The following is a 21257-nucleotide window of genomic DNA, read 5'->3' on the forward strand; positions in this document are numbered from 1 at the left end:
GAGGAGAGACTGGTCACAGGGGAGTAGCATTTAGCGGCCAGCATTTTTCATGATACGCGCTTTATCTAACTGCCATTCGCGTTCTTTCACATCAGAGCGCTTGTCGTGCTGTTTCTTACCTTTCGCAACGCCAATTTTCACTTTGCACCAGGCATTCTTCCAGTACAACGAAAGCGCAACGACGGTATAACCATCACGATTCATACGACCATACAGGGAGTCGAGTTCACGCTGGTTTAACAACAGTTTACGGGTTCGAGTGGGGTCGCATACCACGTGTGTTGAGGCCACCGCCATTGGCGTGAAGTTGGCGCCAAACAGGAACGCTTCGCCGTCTTTGAGTATGACATAGCTGTCGCCGATGTTGGCTTTACCCGCGCGCAGGGATTTGACTTCCCAACCTTGCAGGGCGAGTCCTGCTTCGAACTCTTCTTCAATAAAGTATTCGTGTCGTGCGCGCTTGTTTAGCGCGATTGTGGCTGAGCCAGGTTTGTGTGCTTTTTTCTTCGTCATAATGCCGCTCAGTATAGGTAATCTGGAATCGAAAAACACCCCATTTCATCCAGCGGGGCGCAAGGCGCTATCTTAGCACGAGTTAGGCTATAGCGTTTTTTTTAGCGGGTGATAAATGGTATTATTTGTGTGATTGATATTGATGGGAATTGTTATGCCTCAGATTAGCCGGACCGCTTTAGTACCCTACAGTGCGGAACAGATGTATCAGCTAGTGAATGATGTTAAGTCCTATCCTCAGTTTTTGCCGGGTTGCACCGGTAGCCGCGTACTGGAGTCGACTCCGGGACAAATGACGGCCGCTGTGGATGTCTCGAAAGCAGGGATCAGTAAAACGTTCACCACGCGCAATCAACTGACCAGTAATCAGAGCATTCTGATGCATCTGGTCGATGGGCCGTTCAAGAAGCTGATTGGCGGCTGGAAGTTTACGCCACTGAGTCATGAAGCGTGTCGTATTGAATTTCACCTCGATTTTGAGTTCACCAATAAGTTAATCGAGCTGGCGTTTGGCCGTATCTTTAAAGAACTGGCTTCAAATATGGTGCAGGCCTTCACGGTTCGCGCGAAAGAGGTTTACAGTGTCAGCGTCGGCTAAAATTGTCGTTGAAGTGGCGTACGCGCTACCCGAGAAACAGTATTTACAGCGCGTAACGCTGCAGCAGGGCGCAACGGTGGAAGAGGCTATCCGCGCTTCCGGGCTGCTGGAATTACGTACCGATATCGATCTCAGTAAAAATAAAGTGGGTATCTACAGCCGTCCGGTAAAGCTTGCTGATGTTCTACATGACGGCGATCGGGTGGAAATTTACCGGCCACTGATTGCTGACCCAAAAGAGCTGCGCAGACAGCGAGCAGAGAAATCCGCTAAAAAGTAACAGACAATAAAAAAGGTGCTCATTGAGCACCTTTTTTTGATCTCTCAAACCTACTTGTTATCGGTCAAAGCGGGTTTGTTATCAATGTTGGTCAATACGCCGCTGCTGTTAAAGGTCAGCGTCAGCGTTTGCTGGGTTACGCCTTCATGTCCAGGTTGCTGACGGAACACATAAAACCAGGTGTTAGTGCCAAAAGGATCGGACATCATTGGTGTACCCAGAGCATAAGCAACCTGCTGTTGCGTCATACCCGTGCGCACTTTAGCGACATCGGTAGGTGTCAGATAATTTCCCTGGTTGATGTCAGGGCGGTAAACCACTCGCTCCAGAGTGGAACAGCCTGCAGTCAACATCAGTAGTACTGCTGCAGCAGCAGTCAGCGTTTTACAGCGCATAGTGATTTGATTCCTTTTCGGGCCCGAGCAGTACGCGGCTCATATGTAATATGCCGATGATAATAGACCTTTCACCACTTTAAAACCTTTTGCTGTCGGGTCGGTCGGCGATTTTATGTTGAACTCAGACCTTCACAAGGTAAAAAAGTTTATGCCGCCAGCAGTTCTTTTGCATTTGCGAGGGTATTGCGCGTCACTTCGCTACCGCCAAGTAGACGGGCTAATTCCTGCAGGCGCGCGCGTTTATCAAGCGGCTGCATGTGTGTTTCCGTCATCGCGCCATCTGTTTCTTTGCTGACATAGAAATGTTGATGACCACAGCCCGCAACCTGCGGCAGGTGAGTAACACACATTACCTGCGTTGACTCGCCCAACTGTCGCAACATTTTACCCACTACCGCAGCCGTCGGGCCGCTGATACCAACATCCACCTCATCGAAAATTAGCGCAGGCGTTTCCATCTTACGTGCTGTAATGACCTGAATAGCCAGCGCAATACGTGACAGTTCCCCGCCGGAAGCGACTTTCGCAATTGGCTGTAACGGCTGACCTGGGTTAGTGGTCACTTTAAACTCCACGCGATCGGCACCGTCTGCGCTCAGATGGTGCTCCTCAAATTTCACATCAATGCAAAAGACACCGTGCGGCATCGAGAGAGCATGCATGCTCTCTGTAATAAGTTGTCCCAGTTCCTGCGCATAATGCTGACGCTGTTGGTGCAGCATTTTTGCCGTTTCCAGCGCCTGCTGGTGGTGATTGTTCACCGCCAGGGTTAAGGTTTCGAGCGAGTCGGCCTGATCGTCCAGTTGCTGTTGTTCATCCAGCAGCGACTGATAGAACTGTGGCAGCACTTCAGGGGCAACATGATGCTTACGCGCCAACGAGATTTGCCTGGAGATACGCTGTTCGAGTTCGAACAAGCGGTTAGGGTCTAAATCCAGACGATCGCAATAGTGGCGCAGCTCGTCGCTGGCTTCGCTGAGCTGGATGGTGGCCTCTTCCAGCATATCCAGAATACCTGAAAGTTTGCCGTCCATGCCTGCCAGTTCAGTGACCAGGTGTTTTGCGGTGTACAGTTGGCTTTGCAGATTGATGTCTTCACCATCTGCCAGGATAGCCAGCGCCTGTTGGCTGGTGGTGAGTAATTGCCCACTGTTAGCCAGGCGCTTGTACTCTTCATCAATTTGCTCAAACTCACCCGGCTGCGGATTGAATTCGTTCAGTTCCTTTAACTGGTATTGCAACAATTCCGCCCGGGCTGCGCGTTCCAGGCTTTGTTGCTGATGATGCGCCAGGTCACGGCAACTTTGGTGCCATAGTTGGTAGCGCGCAGCCATTTCCTGGGTCAGAGACGCTTCATTGGCGTAACCATCAAGCAGGGATTTTTGGTGTTCTGATTTTGTCAGGAGCTGATGCGCATGCTGGCCATGGATTTGAATAAGTAACTGGCCCAGCTCGCGCAACTGCGATAACGGAACGGCGGTTCCGTTAATAAACCCACGGGAGCGGCCATCGCTGCTGATAACGCGACGCAGCAAACACTCACGGCCTTCCTCAAGCTGGTTCTCTTCCAGCCAGCGCAGGGCTGCGGGGGTATCTTTTAAGGCAAAACGGGCGCAGAGGTCGGCTCGCATGGCGCCTGCACGTACCATGTCTGCGTCTGCGCGTCCGCCCAGACACAAACCGAGAGCATCAATGGCAATGGACTTACCCGCACCGGTCTCACCGGTGATAACGGTCATTCCGTTCTGGAAATCGATCTCAAGTTCACGAACGATAGCAAAATTGCTGATGGTCAGTTGTGCCAACATAGCTGTTTTCCTGTATGAAAAACCATAACTGTAATTTCATACAGTATAAACTGGTTTTTTATACAGTAAAGAGGTTGGCGTTAAATTAGAATAATTTTTTTGACCAACCAAGCTTAGTGCTTAATGTGTTGAAATAGCTGTAATCTTTTGGATGTATCAGGTTCAGATGATAATCACAGCGGCGAATCAATACGTCTTCACCTTCCTGTATAGGTAGGGCGATTTGGCTGTCACAGCTGATCTCCAGATCGTTACGGCGATGAGAAAAGCGCAGGCGAATGGTGCTGCTACTGTTGATCACCAGCGGTCGCGCGGAAAGCGTATGCGGAAACATGGGTACCAGCGTAATGGCATCCAGAGAAGGCGTCAGAATTGGGCCTCCGGCAGAGAGCGAGTAGGCGGTAGAGCCGGTCGGCGTCGAGATAATCAGCCCATCTGAACGTTGGGAGAAGGCAAAAATTTCATCGATATAGACTTCAAATTCAATCATGTGCGCCACTTTCCCGGGGTGCAGCACAACTTCATTGATGGCAGTGCTAATGCGCTTCTGGCAATCCTGTTGACACACCTGAGCTTCGAGTAAAAAGCGCTTTTCACTGATGTAGTGGCCTTCCAGCACGTCAGCTAACTGTTGTTGGGCATTGTCTGGGTCAAGGTCGGTCAAAAAACCGAGGTTGCCGCGGTTAATGCCAATAACCTTGATGTCATAACGTGCCAGGGTGCGTGCGGCGCCCAGCATATTGCCGTCGCCGCCGACTACCACGGCGAGGTCTGCCTGTTGGCCAATTTCTGCGAGCGTGCCGGTTTTCACATTTTTCAGCTGCAGTTCGTGGGCGATTTGTTGCTCAACGATAACCTCATAACCTTTGGTGCACAGCCAACGGTAGAGCATTTCATGTGTGGTCAGTGCAGTGGGGTGACGTGGATGCCCCACAATGCCAATACACTTGAAATGTTTGTTCATTTTCTCGAGGTCCTTGTAACGAAGATTAGTGACAATGTGAGTACTTCCCTTGAATCCCTGAATCTGATCCCCATAATAAGCCAAGTTAGCGAGATGAATGCGAAAAAAACGCGGAGAAATTCATGAGTAGTAAAGAACAGAAAACGCCTGAGGGGCAAGCCCCGGAAGAAATTATCATGGATCAGCACGAAGAAGTTGAGGCGGTTGAATCAGACGCTTCTGCTGAGCAGGTGGATCCGCGCGATGAAAAAATTGCGAATCTGGAAGCTCAGCTTGCTGAAGCCGAAACTCGCGAGCGCGACAGCGTGTTGCGTATCAAAGCGGAAATGGAAAACCTGCGTCGTCGTACCGAACTGGACGTAGAAAAAGCGCATAAGTTTGCGCTGGAAAAATTCGTCAACGAACTGCTGCCGGTGCTGGATAGCCTGGACCGCGCGCTGGAAGTTGCGGATAAAGATAATGACGCTATGGCGGCGATGGTTGAAGGTATTGAGCTGACCCGTAAGTCAATGCTGGATGTCGTGGCGAAGTTTGGTGTACAGGTGGTTGCGGATATCGATGTGCCGATGGACCCGAACGTGCACCAGGCAATTGCAATGGTAGAGTCTGACGACGTTGCTGCCGGTAATGTGCTGATGGTAATGCAGAAAGGCTATACGCTGAACGGACGTACCATCCGCGCCGCGATGGTCTCTGTGGCGAAAGCCAAAGGCTAATCAGCCTTCAGGCCGGGTAATGCTCACGCGCTACCCGGCCTGAATTATTCTCACTGGTCCGACACGCTTTCCCGTAGCGGTTTGACCGGCAATACCTGCACCTGTTTAATCATATTGTCCTGCACGTCGAGAATATCGATATCGTACTGTCCGATGCGCACACGCGTGCCGGCAACCGGGATCTCTTCCAGCGCTTCAAGAATAATACCATTCACGGTACGTGCGTCATCTTCCGGCAGGTGCCAGTTAAACGCCTTATTGATTTCACGAACGTTGGCGCTGCCGTCAATGATCACCGAGCCATCATTCTGCGGCGTTACCTCTTCGGCAAGCGTGGGTGACATTGAAGTGGTGAAGTCGCCGACAATCTCTTCCAGAATATCTTCGACCGTGACCAGCCCCTGAATATCGCCATATTCATTAACAACCAGACCCACTTTCTTCTTGTTTCGCTGAAACTTAATGAGCTGGGTGCTGAGAGGCGTACCTTCCGGGACGTAATAAATTTCGTCGGCGGCACGTAACATGGTCTCTTTGGTGAACTCTTTTTTCTCTGCCATCAATCGCCAGGCTTCACGTACGCGCAGCATACTGATGGCGTCGTCCAGCGAGTCGCGGTACAGCACAATACGGCCATGTGGAGAGTGCGAAAGCTGACGCACGATTGACTTCCAGTCATCGTTAATATCAATGCCGATGATTTCGTTACGCGGGATCATGATGTCATCGACGCTGACTTTTTCCAGATCCAGCACTGACAGCAGCATATCCTGGTTACGGCGTGAAATTTGCGAGCGCGATTCATTCACCAGCGTTCGCAGTTCATCTTTACTCAGCGAACCGCTCACCACGATATCCGTTTTGAAGCCCATCATGCGCATAAGTAGCCGCGTGATGGTGTTGAGTAGCCACACCAACGGCATCATCAGAATCTGCAGTGGAGCCAGCAGTACACTGCTCGGATAGGCGACTTTTTCTGGATACAGCGCAGCAATAGTCTTGGGCAGTACTTCGGCAAAAACCAGCACGACAAACGTCAGTACCCCAGTGGCAATGGCGACACCCGCATCGCCATACAGGCGCATACCGACAATGGTGCCGAGCGCGGAGGCCAGAATATTCACCAGATTATTACCGATGAGCACCAGGCTTATCAGGCGGTCCGGCTTACGAAGTAGCTTTTCAACGCGTTTTGCCTGACGATTTCCCTGCTTGGCCCGATGACGTAGACGATAGCGATTCAGGGTCATCATTCCGGTTTCAGAACCGGAAAAATAGGCGGAAATGACCACCATGATGAGAAGCGTGATAATGAGCGTGGTGGTGGAGATGTGTTCCACGTAGGGTTCCTTAAAGATTTAACTCACGAACTGCTGCAGGATACGACTGCCGAAATAGGCCAGCGTTAGAATGCCTGCGCCTGCGACGTTAAACCATACGACGCGACGTCCGCGCCAGCCTTCATGGTAATGCCCCCACAACAGAACGATATAGACAAACCATGCCACGATAGAGAGAACGGCTTTATCAATGTTCTCGGTACTGAACAGGTTATGCATGTAAAACAGGCCAGTGCACAGGGTGAGCGTCAGCAGAACCACGCCAATTTGGGTGATATGAAACATTTTCCGCTCAATACTCATTAGCGGCGGCATCTCATTGCTGAAGGCCAGTTTTTTGTTTTTCAACTGGTAGTCGATCCATGCCAGTTGCAGCGCATACAGTGCGGCGATAATCAGCGTGGCGTAAGCGAATAGCGATAGCCCGATGTGAATCATCATGCCCGGTGTAGCTTCGAGATGGGTGATGAACTCGTTCGGCATAAACGTGGCGAAGGCCAGGTTGATTAGCGCAAAGGCGTAGACAATGGGCAGCAATAGCCAGCCACGATTGCGGGAAGCGACGATAGTCATTACCGTACAGATCATCAGGCTAACCAGTGAGCCGACGTTCAACAGACTCAGGTTTTGTCCGCTTTCACCGCCGGGCAGAATTCGCGCTTCCAGGGCGATAGCATGACTTACCAGCGCGACGACCGCAGAGAGAATAGCCATACGCCGCCAGCCGCTGTTTTTTTGCAGCAGAGCGGGAATAATCAGCGCAAGGCTGACTGAGTAGGCGACAAGGGCAAGCAGAGCAAAAACGGGCATATAGGTGTCGACAGTTGGCCAGTGATAAAGAAAAGCAGTATAGCGTTACGTGACCGCTGCTCCAACCGTTGCATAACAACAAAGGCGGCTTCATGTTATACTGCGACAAATTTCTGTTGATGTGTCGCTGTCGCGACCGACCGTTTCCACCCCAGGCGAGAGACAATGTTTGATAATTTAACCGATCGTTTGTCGCGCACGCTGCGCAATATCAGTGGCCGTGGACGCCTTACTGAAGACAACGTTAAAGAGACGCTGCGCGAAGTGCGCATGGCGCTGCTGGAGGCTGACGTAGCGCTGCCGGTAGTGCGTGAGTTTATCAATCGCGTAAAAGAGAAAGCGGTTGGTCATGAAGTTAACAAAAGCCTGACGCCGGGTCAGGAGTTCGTCAAGATTGTCCGTAACGAACTGGTTGCGGCAATGGGCGAAGAAAACCAGACCCTGAATCTGGCTGCACAGCCGCCAGCCGTTGTGCTGATGGCTGGTCTGCAGGGGGCGGGTAAAACGACCAGCGTCGGTAAGCTGGGGAAATTCCTGCGTGAGAAGCACAAGAAGAAAGTGCTGGTGGTCTCCGCGGACGTTTATCGCCCGGCGGCGATAAAACAGCTGGAAACGCTGGCCGAGCAGGTCGGTGTGGACTTCTTCCCGTCGGATGTCGGCCAGAAGCCGGTCGATATCGTTAACGCCGCGCTGAAAGAAGCCAAACTCAAATTCTACGACGTGCTGTTGGTGGATACCGCCGGTCGCCTGCACGTTGATGAAGCGATGATGGACGAAATCAAACAGGTCCACGCTTCTATTAAGCCGGTTGAAACGCTGTTTGTGGTCGATGCCATGACCGGTCAGGATGCCGCGAATACCGCAAAAGCCTTCAACGAAGCGCTGCCGTTAACCGGTGTCGTGCTGACCAAAGTTGATGGTGATGCTCGTGGTGGTGCGGCGCTCTCTATTCGTCATATCACCGGCAAGCCGATTAAATTCCTCGGCGTCGGCGAGAAAACCGAAGCGCTGGAGCCGTTCCACCCGGATCGTATTGCTTCGCGTATTCTCGGCATGGGTGACGTGCTGTCGCTGATCGAAGATATCGAAAGCAAGGTCGACCGCGCGCAGGCAGAGAAATTAGCCAGCAAGCTGAAAAAAGGCGACGGCTTCGATCTCAACGATTTCCTTGAGCAGCTCAACCAGATGAAAAACATGGGCGGCATGGCAAGCCTGATGGGCAAGCTGCCGGGCATGGGGCAGATCCCAGACAACGTGAAATCGCAGATGGACGATAAAGTGCTGGTGCGTATGGAAGCCATCATCAACTCGATGACGATGAAAGAACGCGCTAAGCCGGAAATCATTAAAGGTTCCCGTAAACGCCGTATTGCTGCCGGCTGCGGTATGCAGGTACAGGACGTAAACCGCCTTCTGAAACAGTTCGACGACATGCAGCGCATGATGAAGAAAATGAAGAAAGGCGGTATGGCGAAGATGATGCGTGGCATGAAGGGTATGATGCCGCCAGGCTTCCCTGGTAGATAAATATATCGGGCTACCTAATTTGCCTTTTTGACGTCGGGGTGGGCTCGAAATGCTCACGTACTGCATGTACGTTCCGCTTTCTGCGCGCACGCCGACGCCAAACTGGCTGCAATGGTAACGCCCTGGTATAAAGCCTCATCACATGTTGATTGCTTTTTTCCCAGAAATCAGTAAAATTTTCGGGCTTTTAATATGACACCCGGGCTCCGTTCCTCGATGGGGCCTGGGTGTTTTATTCACACAAGAGGATGTTATGGTTACTATTCGTTTAGCTCGTCACGGCGCTAAAAAGCGTCCGTTCTACCAGGTTGTTGTTACCGACAGCCGTAATGCACGCAACGGTCGCTTCATCGAGCGCGTTGGCTTCTTTAACCCAATCGCTAGCGAAAAAGAAGAAGGCACTCGCCTGGATCTGGATCGCATCGCTCACTGGGTTGGCCAGGGCGCGACTATTTCTGATCGCGTAGCTACGCTGATCAAAGCAGCAAACAAAGCAGCTTAATCTGTCACGGTGGTCATGATGAGCAAGCAACTCGCCGCGCAGGCTCCTGTGGAACCCATCGTTTTGGGGAAAATGGGGTCTTCTTACGGTATCCGTGGTTGGCTCAGAGTGTTTTCTTCCACTGAAGACGCCGAAAGCATTTTTGACTATCAGCCTTGGTTTATCCAGAAGGCGGGTCAGTGGCAGCAAGTACAGATGGAAAGCTGGAAGCACCACAATCAGGATCTGATCATCAAGCTGAAAGGCGTTGACGATCGTGATTCGGCGAATCTACTGACTAATTGCGAAATTGTCGTGGATTCCTCGCAGTTGCCAGCGCTGGAAGATGGTTCCTACTACTGGAAAGACCTTATGGGCTGCCAGGTAGTGACCACTGAAGGTTACGATCTCGGTAAAGTCGTCGATATGATGGAAACCGGTTCGAATGACGTCATTGTCATTAAGGCAAACCTGAAAGATGCGTTTGGTATCAAGGAACGTCTTGTACCGTTCCTCGATGGGCAGGTTATCAAGAAAGTCGATCTCGCTACTCGTACTATCGAAGTAGATTGGGATCCTGGTTTTTAAACCACCGGATAAACGGTAAAAGTCGGCGTTATGGGGATTGGCTTGTGTTTATAGGTATCGTTAGCCTGTTTCCAGAAATGTTCCGCGCAATTACCGATTACGGGGTAACTGGCCGGGCAGTAAAAAATGGCCTGCTGAACATCCAGAGCTGGAGTCCTCGTGACTTTACTCATGACCGGCACCGTACCGTGGACGATCGTCCTTACGGCGGCGGACCGGGGATGTTAATGATGGTGCAACCTTTACGGGACGCCATTCATGCAGCAAAAGCTGCGGCTGGTGAAGGCGCAAAGGTGATTTATCTGTCACCTCAGGGACGCAAGCTTGATCAAGCGGGCGTTAGCGAACTGGCCACGAATCAAAAGCTGATTCTGGTGTGTGGTCGCTATGAAGGAATAGATGAGCGCGTGATTCAAACCGAAATTGACGAAGAATGGTCAATCGGCGATTACGTTCTCAGCGGTGGTGAGTTACCGGCAATGACGCTGATCGACACCGTTTCTCGGTTTATTCCGGGAGTTCTGGGTCATGAAGCTTCGGCAATCGAAGATTCGTTTGCTGATGGGTTGCTGGATTGCCCGCACTATACCCGACCTGAAGTGTTAGAACAGATGGAAGTACCGGCAGTGTTACTGTCGGGGAACCACGCTGAGATACGTCGCTGGCGTTTAAAACAGTCGCTGGGCCGGACCTGGCTTAGAAGACCTGAACTTCTGGAAAACCTGGCTCTGACTGAAGAGCAAGCAAGGTTGCTGGCGGAGTTCAAAACGGAACACGCACAACAGCAGCATAAACATGATGGGCTGGTCTGAGACCCCCAAATATCAGTTTACCCAGGATAAGAGATTAAATTATGAGCAACATTATTAAGCAACTTGAACAAGAGCAGATGAAGCAGGACGTACCTTCCTTCCGTCCGGGTGATACCGTGGAAGTGAAAGTATGGGTTGTTGAAGGTTCCAAAAAACGTCTGCAGGCATTCGAGGGCGTGGTTATCGCTATTCGTAACCGCGGTCTGCACTCTGCATTCACTGTTCGTAAAATTTCCAACGGCGAAGGCGTTGAGCGTGTCTTCCAGACTCACTCTCCGGTAGTTGACAGCATTGCTGTTAAACGTCGTGGTGCTGTTCGTAAAGCTAAACTGTACTACCTGCGTGAGCGCACTGGTAAGTCTGCTCGTATCAAAGAGCGTCTTAACTAAGATTCGCGCAAGCGACATCCTGTTAGAAAAGGGCTGGCCGAAAGGCTGGCCCTTTTTTTATTCCGACCTTACTCTTTTGTTTTATTGCAATTGGATGGCTGCGCGGTGCGCAGCCAGTTGAAGATTTATTACGGCGTAGCGATCACGACTGCAACCCGGCGGTTTTCAGCACGACCTTTTGACGTCTGATTACTGGCGATCGGGTATTTCTTCCCGAGTCCCTGCGTTGTCAGATTAGTGCGGGGAATGTTGGCGCCCTGTGCCCACGCATCGGCAACCACATTCGCGCGTTTGAGCGACAGCGCTTCGTTGTAGCTGTCTTCGCCGTAGTTATCGGTATGACCATCCATACGCGCATGGTTTAACCCGGTAGCTGCCAGTTTGGATGCCATTTCCTGGATCTGCTTTTCACTTTCAGGGCGGAGCTTATAGTCGTTTTTGTCAAACAGGATGTTGTCAGACAGACCAAGAGACCAGTCTCCGGAAGCTTCGGTAAATCCGTACGATTTCATGGCTGCAATTTGCTCCGGGGTAAATTTTCCCTGAGGTGCCTGACAGCCTGCCAAAATCAGTAAAAGCAGAAGAAACGGGGATGATAGACGTTTTAGCATGTGTAAGTCCTTATTTTTTAATAATGCGCTCAGAACGCAAATTTTTGGCCTGATACATATTTTTATCGGCAAGTTCTTGTAATTTCTCGGCAGAGGCATGTTCCCACGTCAGCGCAAAACCAATGCTGAGTGTCATGCTTGCCTGATGACCGTTATGCAGGTCAAAAGGTCGGTTAAACTCGTGTGACAGTGCCGCGCAGATCCGCTGAACTTCGTATTCAGAGTGAACGCTGTACAGCACCATAGCGAACTCATCGCCGCCAAGTCTGTATGGGTGATGTCGATTACCACCAAACTCGGACAGCCTGTTTGCAACTTCAATCAGGACCCGATCCCCCGCTGCGTGGCCCCAGGTATCATTAATAAATTTAAAATTATCACCATCAAGGAATAACAGTGCGGAGCTGCTGTGGGCGGCATGGTCATTCATCAGGGCGTTAATGCTGCTGCGAAATGCGGCGCGATTCGCCAGGCCGGTCAGCGGATCGTGTAGCGCCGTACGCAAAAGCTGGGCGTTCTTTGCCTGCAGTTTAAGTTGCCACTCCTCCATCTCGTCCAGAAGACTATTAAAATCCTGGGCAAAAAGGTGAAACTCTTCAATGCGCTCTTCTGAAACGCGCCGTGAAAAGTTACGGTTGGTACGAACATCATGTACCACCTCAGTTATATTTTGCAGGGCTTCCACGACGCCATTATGTAAATAACGAGTGAGCATTAATGCAATGCCAGAGGCCAACAGAATGCACCCGGTAAGGACGGCCAGCGACAAATAGATGAAATGGCTGATAACACTATCGCGCGCAGTCAATCGCACTTCGCCGATGACGTTGCCATTATGCAAAATAGGTTGAGTGACCGGTTGTGGGAACAGCCAGTGGCTGATAAGTCCGCTGATTTTTTCAGTGGTATCCTGCGCGTTATAGCGCCAGGTGGCGATCACCTTCTGGTTTTTATTACGAACTTCTGCACCGGAAAATTGCCCCTGCTGGCCCAGTGCTGCCAGCGTTTCAGTTGCTGCGACGCCATCAGAAAAAACTAATGCTGCTTCAAGCGTGCGGGTCATGGTTGCAGCGGTCAGATCCAGGTTCTTTTGCGCATACTGTCTCAATGCCAGCACCGAAGAAATGCTGAGCAGCAGCCAGATCAGCGTCATAGTTACCAGAACGCTGATTATGCTGATACGCCGTAATGTCCGCTTAAACGTCGGGCGTGTTATGGGAGAATGGCCCTTATCCATGCTTCTGATTCCGTGCAAGCATTAATACGTCCGGACTGACCCTTACGCCACTGCGTGAAAGGGAATCCATATTTACGGAAAATCTCACATCTTCATCTTTAATTATGAGGCAAAAGGCGCTGCCAATAACGCATTCGGGGTTCTGTTCGGCAATTAATAGCAATGCCTTAGACGGATATTTATTCTTTAATTCCACCTGATAAGTAGGGGATTCTTTTCCAAAATAAAAACCGTCACACTGCGAAACTAATATTTCTTGTTCCGTACGAATGATGACGGGAAGATAGGGTAATGCTCCGGCACTGGTATCTCCCAGGACACTGGAAAAACGCGATGAAGAGAAAATACACAGTTTGGGGGGGCCGGACAATGCAGGCCAGCGCGTATAACTAACGATGCCGGAAACCATAGCGCGTACAGATTTTGCTTCTTCCGTAACGCTTTGGGCGTATAGCGGTAATCCGGTCAGGAACAGTGCCAGTAGAAGTATGAGTCGGTAAGAATAGCTCATGAATAGTTACCTACCAGCGTTTGCCGTAAAACGTCGAAATACATTCAAGATTATTTAGGACAAAATAACATTATTTTCCTAAGCCGTCATTATGCCAGGTGGAAAGCTATTAGTGATTTAAGTTAAATCTTAGTAATTTATAAAATATAAGCTATTGTTTAATTTAATCTTATTGAGGTGGCTCCTTCGTTTGCTCCTTTTTGCCAGGCACTGTGTAACTGGTCAATATTTTCGACCGTATCACAACTTGGGGGAAAGGTTTTACCGGTCAAACCTCTGGCGTAAACAAAATCCGGCTGGCAGATTTTACGTTGTCCCTCGGCATAACCCTTAAGATATTCCGTACGATCGACTTCGGGGTCATTGTAGTTGTCGGCAAGAGTTTCATTATCTTTAACGGCATACCCCGAAATGGCATCTTGTATTCCGGCGTCGTACCAGGCGGTTCCCGTCCATGTGGGGGCGTGGGTATAAGGATCTATCTGACATCCGCTAAGAAGTAATAGAAATAGGGTGCTGATGAGTTGCTTCATTGCCTGTACTCCCTCGTTTTTTTAAGCATAGTGGATCTCAATACCGGATGGTGTAAATTTTAATGTACGAAATGGAGGGCGTATTCTGTCATTAAAGTGTGTGTTGTAAATTAAAATTTACGGTTTGTGGATTGAAATCTTTACCTGTTGTGTTATCGTTATCACCTCCTCGCTGAGGATCAACTATCGCAAACGAGCTAAACAGGATCACCACCATGCAAAAAGACGCGCTGAACAACGTACATATTACCGACGAACAGGTTCTGATGACTCCGGAGCAGCTGAAAGCTGAATTCCCGCTGAGCCAGGCGCAAGAAGCGCAAATCTCCCAGTCGCGTAAAACCATTTCAGATATTATCTCTGGTCGCGATCCGCGCCTGCTGGTGGTATGTGGCCCGTGTTCCATTCACGATCCTGAAATGGCTATTGAGTACGCTCGTCGGTTTAAAGCCCTTGCCGCAGAGGTCAGCGATAGCCTCTACCTGGTGATGCGCGTCTATTTTGAAAAACCCCGTACCACCGTCGGCTGGAAAGGGTTAATTAACGATCCTCATATGGATGGCTCTTTTGATGTTGAAGCCGGCCTGAAAATTGCGCGTCAGCTGCTGCTTGAACTGGTGAATATGGGACTTCCGCTGGCAACTGAAGCGCTGGATCCCAATAGCCCGCAATACCTGGGCGATCTGTTTAGCTGGTCTGCAATCGGTGCGCGTACCACGGAATCGCAGACTCACCGCGAAATGGCTTCCGGTCTTTCGATGCCGGTCGGCTTTAAGAACGGTACTGACGGTAGCCTGGCGACCGCCATTAACGCGATGCGCGCGGCGGCACAGTCGCACCGCTTTGTTGGTATTAACCAGGCCGGACAGGTTGCACTGCTGCAAACTCAGGGTAACCCGGACGGTCACGTGATCCTGCGCGGTGGTAAAGCGCCGAACTACAGCCCGGCAGATGTCGCCCAGTGCGAAAAAGAGATGGAGCAGGCGGGACTACGACCTTCTCTGATGGTAGATTGCAGTCATGGTAACTCCAATAAAGATTACCGCCGCCAGCCTGCCGTGGCTGAATCCGTGATTGCACAAATCAAAGATGGCAATCGCTCGATCATTGGCTTGATGATTGAAAGTAATATTCACGAAGGCAACCAGTCTTCTGAACAGCCGCGTAGCGAAATGAAATACGGCGTGTCTGTAACTGATGCCTGCATTAGCTGGGAAATGACGGATGCGCTACTGCGTGAAATTAGCCAGGATTTAAACGGCCAGCTGTCGGCGCGTGTAGCATAAGAGGTTGGTTATGGTTGCTGAATTGACCGCATTACGCGATCAAATTGATGAAGTCGACAAGGCGCTGCTGGGTTTACTGGCACGTCGCCTGGAGCTGGTGGCCGAAGTCGGTGAAGTAAAAAGCCGCTTTGGGCTGCCTATCTACGTGCCGGAACGGGAAGCCTCTATGCTGGCCTCCCGCCGGGCGGAAGCGGAAGCCCTTGGCGTGCCGCCGGACCTGATTGAAGATGTGCTGCGCCGGGTTATGCGCGAGTCTTACTCCAGTGAGAACGACAAAGGATTTAAAACGCTTTGTCCTTCTCTGCGACCGGTGGTGATTGTCGGCGGCGGCGGTCAGATGGGACGTCTGTTCGAAAAAATGCTCACCCTGTCAGGTTATCAGGTACGGATCCTGGAACAGCAGGACTGGGATCGTGCGCCGGAGATCGTCTCTGATGCTGGCATGGTGATCGTCAGCGTGCCGATCCACGTCACTGAGCAGGTGATCGCCAAATTACCGCGTCTGCCGTCCGACTGCATCCTGGTGGATCTGGCTTCGGTGAAAAATGGTCCTTTGCAGGCGATGCTGGCGGCGCACGACGGCCCGGTGGTGGGATTACACCCCATGTTTGGCCCGGACAGCGGCAGTCTGGCAAAGCAGGTCGTCGTCTGGTGTGACGGACGTCAGCCGGAAGCTTATCAGTGGTTTCTGGAACAAATTCAGGTGTGGGGTGCGAGACTGCATCGGATCAGTGCTGTTGAACACGACCAGAACATGGCATTTATTCAGGCATTGCGTCACTTTGCGACCTTTGCTTACGGTCTGCATTTAGCGGAAGAGAATGTTCAACTGGAGCAGTTACTGGCACTCTCTTCGCCAATTTATCGCCTTGAACTGGCGATGGTCGGACGTCTGTTTGCCCAGGATCCGCAGCTCTATGCCGATATCATTATGTCGTCTGAGAGTAACCTTGCGCTGATCAAACGCTACTACCAACGTTTTGGTGAGGCGATCGGTTTACTGGAGCAGGGCGATAAGCAAGCGTTCATCGACAGCTTCCGTAAGGTGGAGCACTGGTTTGGTGATTATGCGAAACGCTTCCAGAACGAAAGCCGTACTTTGTTGCGCCAGGCTAACGATAGTCGCCAATAAATACGATGCTTGATGGCAACGCTGATGCGTTGTATCAGTCATACAAGGATCGGCTAAATAGAATGCCGGATAAGCGTAGCGCCATCCGGCATTGTCAAACGTTAGCTTGGATCGACCGGCACCACATTCTCACTTGGATAGCAGCCAAGTACTTTCATCGAGCGCGTAATCTCACCTAACTCCTTCAATGCTTTTTGCATCTGGGGTGATTCCAGGTTGGCCTGGATATCAAGATAAAACATTTCCTCCCAGGGATTGCCGTGAATCGGGCGTGACTCCAGTTTAGTCATAATCAGATTATGGTTGCGCAGTACCAGCAGAGCTTCTACCAGCGCACCGGCTTGTTGTCCTGTCGCCATCAGCAACGTGGTTTTTGCTGGCACCTGATCGGAAACATTGATTGCCTTGCGCGCCAGTACCACGAAGCGGGTGATGTTTTGCGTCTGATTAGCTTCGATATGCTCAAGAACCTGCAAACCGTATAGTACGCCTCCGGCTTCGCTCCCCAGAGCCGCCACGTGCGGTGAGTTAGCCTGCGCAACTTTTTCCATCGCCGCCGAGGTGCTTTCGGTGTACTCAATCTTCCAGTGTGGGTAACGACTCAGGAATTTGCTGCACTGCTGGAATGGCTGCGGATGGCTATATACCGTTTCAATGGTCTCGAGATCTGTCGTGCCGGACACCAGTAGGCAGTGGTCAATCGTGATAGTCATCTCGCCAACGATAGACAGGCTGGTGTGCTGTAGCAGGTCGTAAACGTCGTTAATCCCACCGGAACTGGTGTTTTCAATCGGAACCACTGCGTAGTCAGCTTGTCCGGTTTCGACCTGATTAAAGATATCGGCAAATTTCGCGCAGCCGCTTTCTATAAATTGTTCAAAATGGCGGGCAGCATACTGGCGTGCGGCAAGATGAGAATATGACCCTTTTGGCCCAAGGAAAGCAACGCGTGCTGAGTGCGGGTTAATTTTGTTCAGATGCTGCTGGAGCAGTGCCTGCTGAGTCAGGACGGAGTCTTCGATTATGAGCTGGAACAGGCGAGTGATGTAGTGAGCATCAAGATGATGTGCTTTGCCAAGCTGAATCAGTCGGTCCAACAGATCGCGCTCACGGTCGATATCACGAACTGGACGATGCGAAAGCAGCTTAGCTTTGCCAACTTCTACGGCCAGTCCACGTCGCTCAGCCAGCAGGGCCAGTAATTTTTCATCCAGCGTGCTGATCTTATCGCGCAGCGCCAGCAATGGGTTTTCCGATGTCATAGTGTTGCCTTTCTTGTTATCAATAAAAAAGGCCCCCCGTTGTGGGAGGCCTTATTGTTCGTCTTCGCATTCTTTATCACACGACGAAACGCCTCCCATTCAGGGGAAGGTAAAAAAGAATGCGAAGAAGAACGGGACAAGTTTCATGTAATTTTCCTTTGGCTACGTCAGTAAAGTACCCGTACTGTTTTCACCCTGTCAACAAAAAACGCGCCCGGAGGCGCGTTGGCGATACACTCAATGTAAGGGACTACTCTTCTTCTGCTTCGACGAAGTTGGCGTCTTTGACTGAAGTTGTTGCACGACGGGCTTCGCCTTTGTGCTGCACTTTATTGAGCTGCCGTTCCAGCTTGTTGATCAAATCGTTAATTGCGGTGTACATATCCTCGTGTTTTGCGCTGGCGACCAGATGTCCGTTCGGTGTATTGATGGTGGCATCAGCAATGAAACCCTGCGGCTCCTTAGACAGAATGATATGTGGATTAATCAGATGAGTTTGCCATTTTTCGAGTTTGGCGAGACGGTCTGCGACATGCTGGCGAATTGCCGGAGTAATTTCCATTTGTTTACTGGTAATGTTCATTGTCATAAATTTTACCTCTTGTCTTTCCCGTCTTGGTGATTCCAGCATACCGTTCCTAATGTCAAAATGTGTGATATTAATCACATTTTTTTGTCGCTTTTTGTCAAGAAAACCTTTTTGTGAGGCACCGCAGGAACAAGCGATTTTTTACTTGAGGAATACCTGAAAGCAGGCCATATTTGATGAGATGCGTTGCAGCTAAACCGCTTCAGTTGTGACGTTTACGGATAAAAAAACGGCAGCCTTTGGGCTGCCGTTTGCATTCTGAGATAAATCAGGTATTGCTGCTGTTGGCGGCAATGATTTTCGCTACTTTTTCTGCCTGCGCATTCATCTGCATCTGGCGATAAGCATTTTCCATTAACGGCAGGGCATTGCGTGTTGCCTGGGTATCCGGGAAGTCGCGCAGCATGCCTTCCACACGGTTTACCACGGCAACCCATGCACCGCGGGCAGTGTAGTATTCCACAACGGAATATTCATACTTCGCCAGACGGTCTTTCAGGAATACCAGACGTTTGGTGGCGTCAGTGGTGTACTGGCTGTTCGGATAGCCACGTACCAGTTTGGAAAAGTCATTAAACGCAGCTCGGGCATGTTGCGGATCGCGATCGCTGCGATCAACACCAAAGAATCCTTGCAGTGCGCTATCATCCAGCGCCATATTGGTCAGGCCACGCATATACATGACATAATCAATGTTAGGGTGTGTCGGGTTAAGACGAATAAAACGATCGATGGCAGCCTGAGCAAGTGGCAGATCGGCGTTTTTGTAGTAGGCGTAGATGAGATCTAATTGCACCTGCTGAGAATACGGTCCAAATGGATAACGGTTATCCAACGCTTCTAATTGCGTTATTGCCTGTTTCCAGTTACCGTCCTGCAGCTTTTGCTGAGCAGTCGCGTAGATTTCATTTGGCGGATTATCGGGCACCTCTTCCTTTGAACCAGAGCAACCCGCCAAAAACAGGCTCAACGTGGCTGCTGCCACCAGATATTTCATGCGCGTCATGACGTTTTGACTTTCCTCAAAATGTTTTACGGGAGATTCTCTGTTCCTGCTCCCGGTTAAGACCAGCTACAATAGCACACTATATTAAACGGCAAAGCCGTAAAACCCAACGTTAAACGAAGAAGCAGTTTATGGCACAACGAGTAGAACTCACCGCAACAGTCTCCGAAAATCAGCTCGGTCAACGCTTAGATCAGGCTTTGGCCGAATTGTTCCCTGATTATTCGCGATCGCGCATAAAAGAATGGATCCTTGACCAGCGCGTACTGGTAAATGGCAATCTTTGCGATAAACCGAAAGAAAAAGTGTTGGGTGGAGAGCGCGTCTCCATCACTGCAGAAATTGATGAAGAGGTTCGTTTTGAACCTCAGGATATCCCACTGGATATCGTTTATGAAGATGATGATATTCTTGTCATCAACAAACCCCGTGACCTCGTAGTGCATCCGGGGGCCGGTAATCCTGATGGCACGGTATTGAATGCATTACTGCATTACTACCCGCCAATCGCGGATGTTCCACGTGCTGGTATCGTGCACCGTCTGGATAAAGACACGACCGGATTAATGGTGGTGGCAAAAACCGTTCCGGCGCAAACGCGTCTGGTGGAGTCGCTGCAGTTGCGTGAAATTACCCGTGAGTACGAAGCCGTGGCGATTGGTCATATGACGGCAGGCGGAACCGTTGAGGAACCGATTAGCCGCCACCCGACCAAGCGTACGCACATGGCGGTACACCCGATGGGGAAACCGGCGGTGACGCACTATCGCATTATGGAACACTTCCGTGTGCACACGCGTCTGCGGCTGCGTCTGGAAACCGGACGTACGCACCAGATCCGCGTGCACATGGCGCATATCACCCATCCGCTGGTGGGCGATCAGGTCTACGGCGGTCGTCCGCGTCCACCGAAAGGCGCTTCTGACGAATTTATCTCCGTGCTGCGTAAGTTCGATCGTCAGGCGCTGCACGCGACTATGCTGCGTTTATATCACCCAATTTCAGGTATCGAAATGGAATGGCACGCACCGATTCCACAAGATATGGTGCAATTGATTGAAGTGATGCGCGCTGATTTCGAAGAACATAAGGATGATATTGCCTGGCTATGAGTAAGCTAATTGTCCCGCAGTGGCCGATACCGCAAGGTGTTGTTGCGTGTAGTTCTACCCGTATTGGCGGTGTTAGCATGCCGCCTTATGATTCGCTGAATCTGGGCGCCCATTGCGGCGACAACCCGGAGCATGTTGAAGAGAACCGCAAGCGGCTGTTTGCTGCGGGCAATCTGCCGTCAAAGCCAGTCTGGCTGGAGCAGGTCCACGGTAAGGATGTCCTGAAACTGACCGGCGAGCCTTATGCCTCCAAACGTGCGGATGCTTCTTACAGCAATACGCCGGGCACCGTGTGTGCAGTGATGACGGCCGACTGTCTGCCGGTGCTGTTTTGCAATCGCGCAGGAACGGAAGTCGCGGCGGCACATGCGGGTTGGCGCGGATTATGCGCCGGCGTGCTGGAAGAGACGGTGGCGTGTTTTGCCGACAAACCTGAAAACATTATTGCCTGGCTAGGCCCGGCGATTGGCCCGAACGCGTTTGAAGTGGGAGCAGAAGTTCGCGCAGCGTTCATGGCGAAAGATCCGCAAGCGGACCTCGCATTTGTACCGCATGGTGATAAATATCTGGCGAATATTTACCAGCTTGCGCGTCAGCGTCTGGCAAATATCGGAGTAGAGAACATCTACGGTGGCGACCGTTGCACCTTCAGCGAAAGTGAGACGTTCTTCTCTTATCGTCGCGACAATACCACGGGTCGTATGGCAAGTTTTATTTGGCTGATATAACCTAAAGAATCAAGACGATCCGGTAC

At 50.9% G+C, this 21257-nt stretch carries 26 protein-coding genes and 1 other annotated feature; of the genes, 12 read left to right on the forward strand and 14 right to left on the reverse strand.

All coding sequences use genetic code 11. The annotated features are described in order from the left end of the window. Positions 1-30 precede the first annotated feature (30 nt). On the reverse strand, positions 31-513 hold the full coding sequence (gene smpB, locus HVZ52_RS05535; RefSeq protein WP_003031211.1) for an SsrA-binding protein SmpB: 483 nt from the start codon (positions 511-513) through the stop codon (positions 31-33). 154 nt (positions 514-667) lie between these two features. On the opposite strand from smpB, the gene ratA reads away from it, so the two are divergent. After that, positions 668-1111: a type II toxin-antitoxin system toxin RatA gene (gene ratA, locus HVZ52_RS05540; RefSeq protein WP_003031213.1), complete on the forward strand. Its 444-nt coding sequence runs from the start codon at positions 668-670 to the stop codon at positions 1109-1111. Continuing rightward, on the forward strand, positions 1095-1391 hold the full coding sequence (locus HVZ52_RS05545; RefSeq protein WP_003839823.1) for an RnfH family protein: 297 nt from the start codon (positions 1095-1097) through the stop codon (positions 1389-1391). The genes ratA and HVZ52_RS05545 overlap by 17 nt, the downstream gene beginning before the upstream one ends. Before the next feature lie 50 nt (positions 1392-1441). On the opposite strand, the gene bamE is transcribed toward HVZ52_RS05545, so the two are convergent. The 3 genes from bamE to nadK all read right to left on the reverse strand — a co-directional run bounded on the left by bamE (position 1442) and on the right by nadK (position 4561). After that, positions 1442-1786 (reverse strand): outer membrane protein assembly factor BamE, encoded by a 345-nt coding sequence (bamE, locus tag HVZ52_RS05550; protein ID WP_003826401.1) that lies wholly within the window; start codon positions 1784-1786, stop codon positions 1442-1444. A gap of 149 nt (positions 1787-1935) precedes the next feature. Continuing rightward, entirely contained in the window at positions 1936-3597 is a 1662-nt protein-coding gene (recN, locus tag HVZ52_RS05555) for a DNA repair protein RecN (protein ID WP_016157188.1), read from the reverse strand. Positions 3598-3682: 85 nt separating this feature from the next. Beyond that, a complete protein-coding gene (nadK, locus tag HVZ52_RS05560; protein ID WP_016154073.1) occupies positions 3683-4561 on the reverse strand; it encodes an NAD(+) kinase in 879 nt (292 codons plus the stop codon). A 122-nt stretch (positions 4562-4683) separates the two neighbouring features. Here nadK and grpE point away from each other — a divergent pair, with 122 nt between their 5' ends. Then, positions 4684-5277: a nucleotide exchange factor GrpE gene (grpE, locus tag HVZ52_RS05565; protein ID WP_003031221.1), complete on the forward strand. Its 594-nt coding sequence runs from the start codon at positions 4684-4686 to the stop codon at positions 5275-5277. Positions 5278-5327: 50 nt separating this feature from the next. Here the strand turns inward: grpE and HVZ52_RS05570 are convergent, their stop codons facing one another. Both HVZ52_RS05570 and HVZ52_RS05575 read right to left on the reverse strand, forming a co-directional pair. Beyond that, the gene (locus tag HVZ52_RS05570; RefSeq protein WP_181598974.1) at positions 5328-6617 is read right to left on the reverse strand and encodes an HlyC/CorC family transporter; all 1290 of its coding nucleotides are present in this window, start codon (positions 6615-6617) and stop codon (positions 5328-5330) included. A gap of 18 nt (positions 6618-6635) precedes the next feature. Then, on the reverse strand, positions 6636-7427 hold the full coding sequence (locus HVZ52_RS05575; RefSeq protein ID WP_003031224.1) for an inner membrane protein YpjD: 792 nt from the start codon (positions 7425-7427) through the stop codon (positions 6636-6638). A 165-nt stretch (positions 7428-7592) separates the two neighbouring features. Here HVZ52_RS05575 and ffh point away from each other — a divergent pair, with 165 nt between their 5' ends. The 5 genes from ffh (at position 7593) to rplS (ending at position 11224) form a co-directional block, all read left to right on the forward strand. Next, complete coding sequence (gene ffh / locus HVZ52_RS05580) at positions 7593-8954, forward strand: signal recognition particle protein (protein ID WP_003031226.1); 1362 nt, start codon at positions 7593-7595, stop codon at positions 8952-8954. 253 nt (positions 8955-9207) lie between these two features. Continuing rightward, complete coding sequence (rpsP, locus tag HVZ52_RS05585) at positions 9208-9456, forward strand: 30S ribosomal protein S16 (RefSeq protein ID WP_003031228.1); 249 nt, start codon at positions 9208-9210, stop codon at positions 9454-9456. 18 nt (positions 9457-9474) lie between these two features. After that, complete coding sequence (gene rimM, locus HVZ52_RS05590; protein ID WP_181599272.1) at positions 9475-10023, forward strand: ribosome maturation factor RimM; 549 nt, start codon at positions 9475-9477, stop codon at positions 10021-10023. Between the two features lie 44 nt (positions 10024-10067). Then, positions 10068-10835, forward strand: coding sequence for a tRNA (guanosine(37)-N1)-methyltransferase TrmD (gene trmD / locus HVZ52_RS05595; protein ID WP_181598975.1), 768 nt, complete (start codon positions 10068-10070; stop codon positions 10833-10835). Positions 10836-10876: 41 nt separating this feature from the next. Further along, positions 10877-11224, forward strand: coding sequence for a 50S ribosomal protein L19 (rplS, locus tag HVZ52_RS05600; RefSeq protein WP_002914145.1), 348 nt, complete (start codon positions 10877-10879; stop codon positions 11222-11224). A gap of 128 nt (positions 11225-11352) precedes the next feature. On the opposite strand, the gene HVZ52_RS05605 is transcribed toward rplS, so the two are convergent. The 4 genes from HVZ52_RS05605 to HVZ52_RS05620 all read right to left on the reverse strand — a co-directional run bounded on the left by HVZ52_RS05605 (position 11353) and on the right by HVZ52_RS05620 (position 14116). Further along, complete coding sequence (locus HVZ52_RS05605; RefSeq protein ID WP_016154071.1) at positions 11353-11835, reverse strand: OmpA family protein; 483 nt, start codon at positions 11833-11835, stop codon at positions 11353-11355. A gap of 10 nt (positions 11836-11845) precedes the next feature. Further along, entirely contained in the window at positions 11846-13072 is a 1227-nt protein-coding gene (dgcN, locus tag HVZ52_RS05610) for a diguanylate cyclase DgcN (protein WP_181598976.1), read from the reverse strand. Further along, positions 13065-13583, reverse strand: coding sequence for a YfiR family protein (locus HVZ52_RS05615; protein WP_181598977.1), 519 nt, complete (start codon positions 13581-13583; stop codon positions 13065-13067). Before HVZ52_RS05615 ends, dgcN begins: the two co-directional genes overlap by 8 nt. A 158-nt stretch (positions 13584-13741) precedes the next feature. After that, positions 13742-14116: a DUF2799 domain-containing protein gene (locus tag HVZ52_RS05620; protein ID WP_016157184.1), complete on the reverse strand. Its 375-nt coding sequence runs from the start codon at positions 14114-14116 to the stop codon at positions 13742-13744. A gap of 215 nt (positions 14117-14331) precedes the next feature. Between HVZ52_RS05620 and aroF the strand changes: the two genes are divergently transcribed. Continuing rightward, positions 14332-15402, forward strand: coding sequence for a 3-deoxy-7-phosphoheptulonate synthase AroF (aroF, locus tag HVZ52_RS05625; RefSeq protein WP_016154067.1), 1071 nt, complete (start codon positions 14332-14334; stop codon positions 15400-15402). Between the two features lie 10 nt (positions 15403-15412). Then, the gene (gene tyrA / locus HVZ52_RS05630) at positions 15413-16534 is read left to right on the forward strand and encodes a bifunctional chorismate mutase/prephenate dehydrogenase (RefSeq protein WP_016154066.1); all 1122 of its coding nucleotides are present in this window, start codon (positions 15413-15415) and stop codon (positions 16532-16534) included. A 101-nt stretch (positions 16535-16635) separates the two neighbouring features. Here the strand turns inward: tyrA and pheA are convergent, their stop codons facing one another. From pheA to bamD, 4 genes are all read right to left on the reverse strand, one after another. After that, the gene (gene pheA, locus HVZ52_RS05635) at positions 16636-17796 is read right to left on the reverse strand and encodes a bifunctional chorismate mutase/prephenate dehydratase (protein ID WP_181598978.1); all 1161 of its coding nucleotides are present in this window, start codon (positions 17794-17796) and stop codon (positions 16636-16638) included. Positions 17797-17818: 22 nt separating this feature from the next. Further along, positions 17819-17944 (reverse strand) — a sequence feature (Phe leader region). Beyond that, positions 17896-17943: a pheA operon leader peptide PheL gene (gene pheL / locus HVZ52_RS05640; RefSeq protein WP_100250063.1), complete on the reverse strand. Its 48-nt coding sequence runs from the start codon at positions 17941-17943 to the stop codon at positions 17896-17898. (Overlaps the previous feature by 48 nt.) A 102-nt stretch (positions 17945-18046) precedes the next feature. Further along, a complete protein-coding gene (raiA, locus tag HVZ52_RS05645) occupies positions 18047-18385 on the reverse strand; it encodes a ribosome-associated translation inhibitor RaiA (protein ID WP_003031244.1) in 339 nt (112 codons plus the stop codon). A gap of 268 nt (positions 18386-18653) precedes the next feature. Continuing rightward, positions 18654-19391, reverse strand: a complete 738-nt coding sequence (gene bamD / locus HVZ52_RS05650) for an outer membrane protein assembly factor BamD (protein ID WP_016154064.1) — start codon at positions 19389-19391, stop codon at positions 18654-18656. Positions 19392-19522: 131 nt separating this feature from the next. On the opposite strand from bamD, the gene rluD reads away from it, so the two are divergent. Both rluD and yfiH read left to right on the forward strand, forming a co-directional pair. Further along, complete coding sequence (rluD, locus tag HVZ52_RS05655) at positions 19523-20503, forward strand: 23S rRNA pseudouridine(1911/1915/1917) synthase RluD (protein ID WP_016154063.1); 981 nt, start codon at positions 19523-19525, stop codon at positions 20501-20503. Next, complete coding sequence (yfiH, locus tag HVZ52_RS05660) at positions 20500-21231, forward strand: purine nucleoside phosphorylase YfiH (RefSeq protein WP_016154062.1); 732 nt, start codon at positions 20500-20502, stop codon at positions 21229-21231. The genes rluD and yfiH overlap by 4 nt, the downstream gene beginning before the upstream one ends. The last annotated feature ends 26 nt before the right edge of the window (positions 21232-21257 follow it).

The sequence above is a fragment of the Citrobacter sp. RHB36-C18 genome (assembly GCF_013814485.1).
In the GTDB taxonomy this organism is placed as follows: Bacteria; Pseudomonadota; Gammaproteobacteria; order Enterobacterales; family Enterobacteriaceae; genus Citrobacter; species Citrobacter braakii.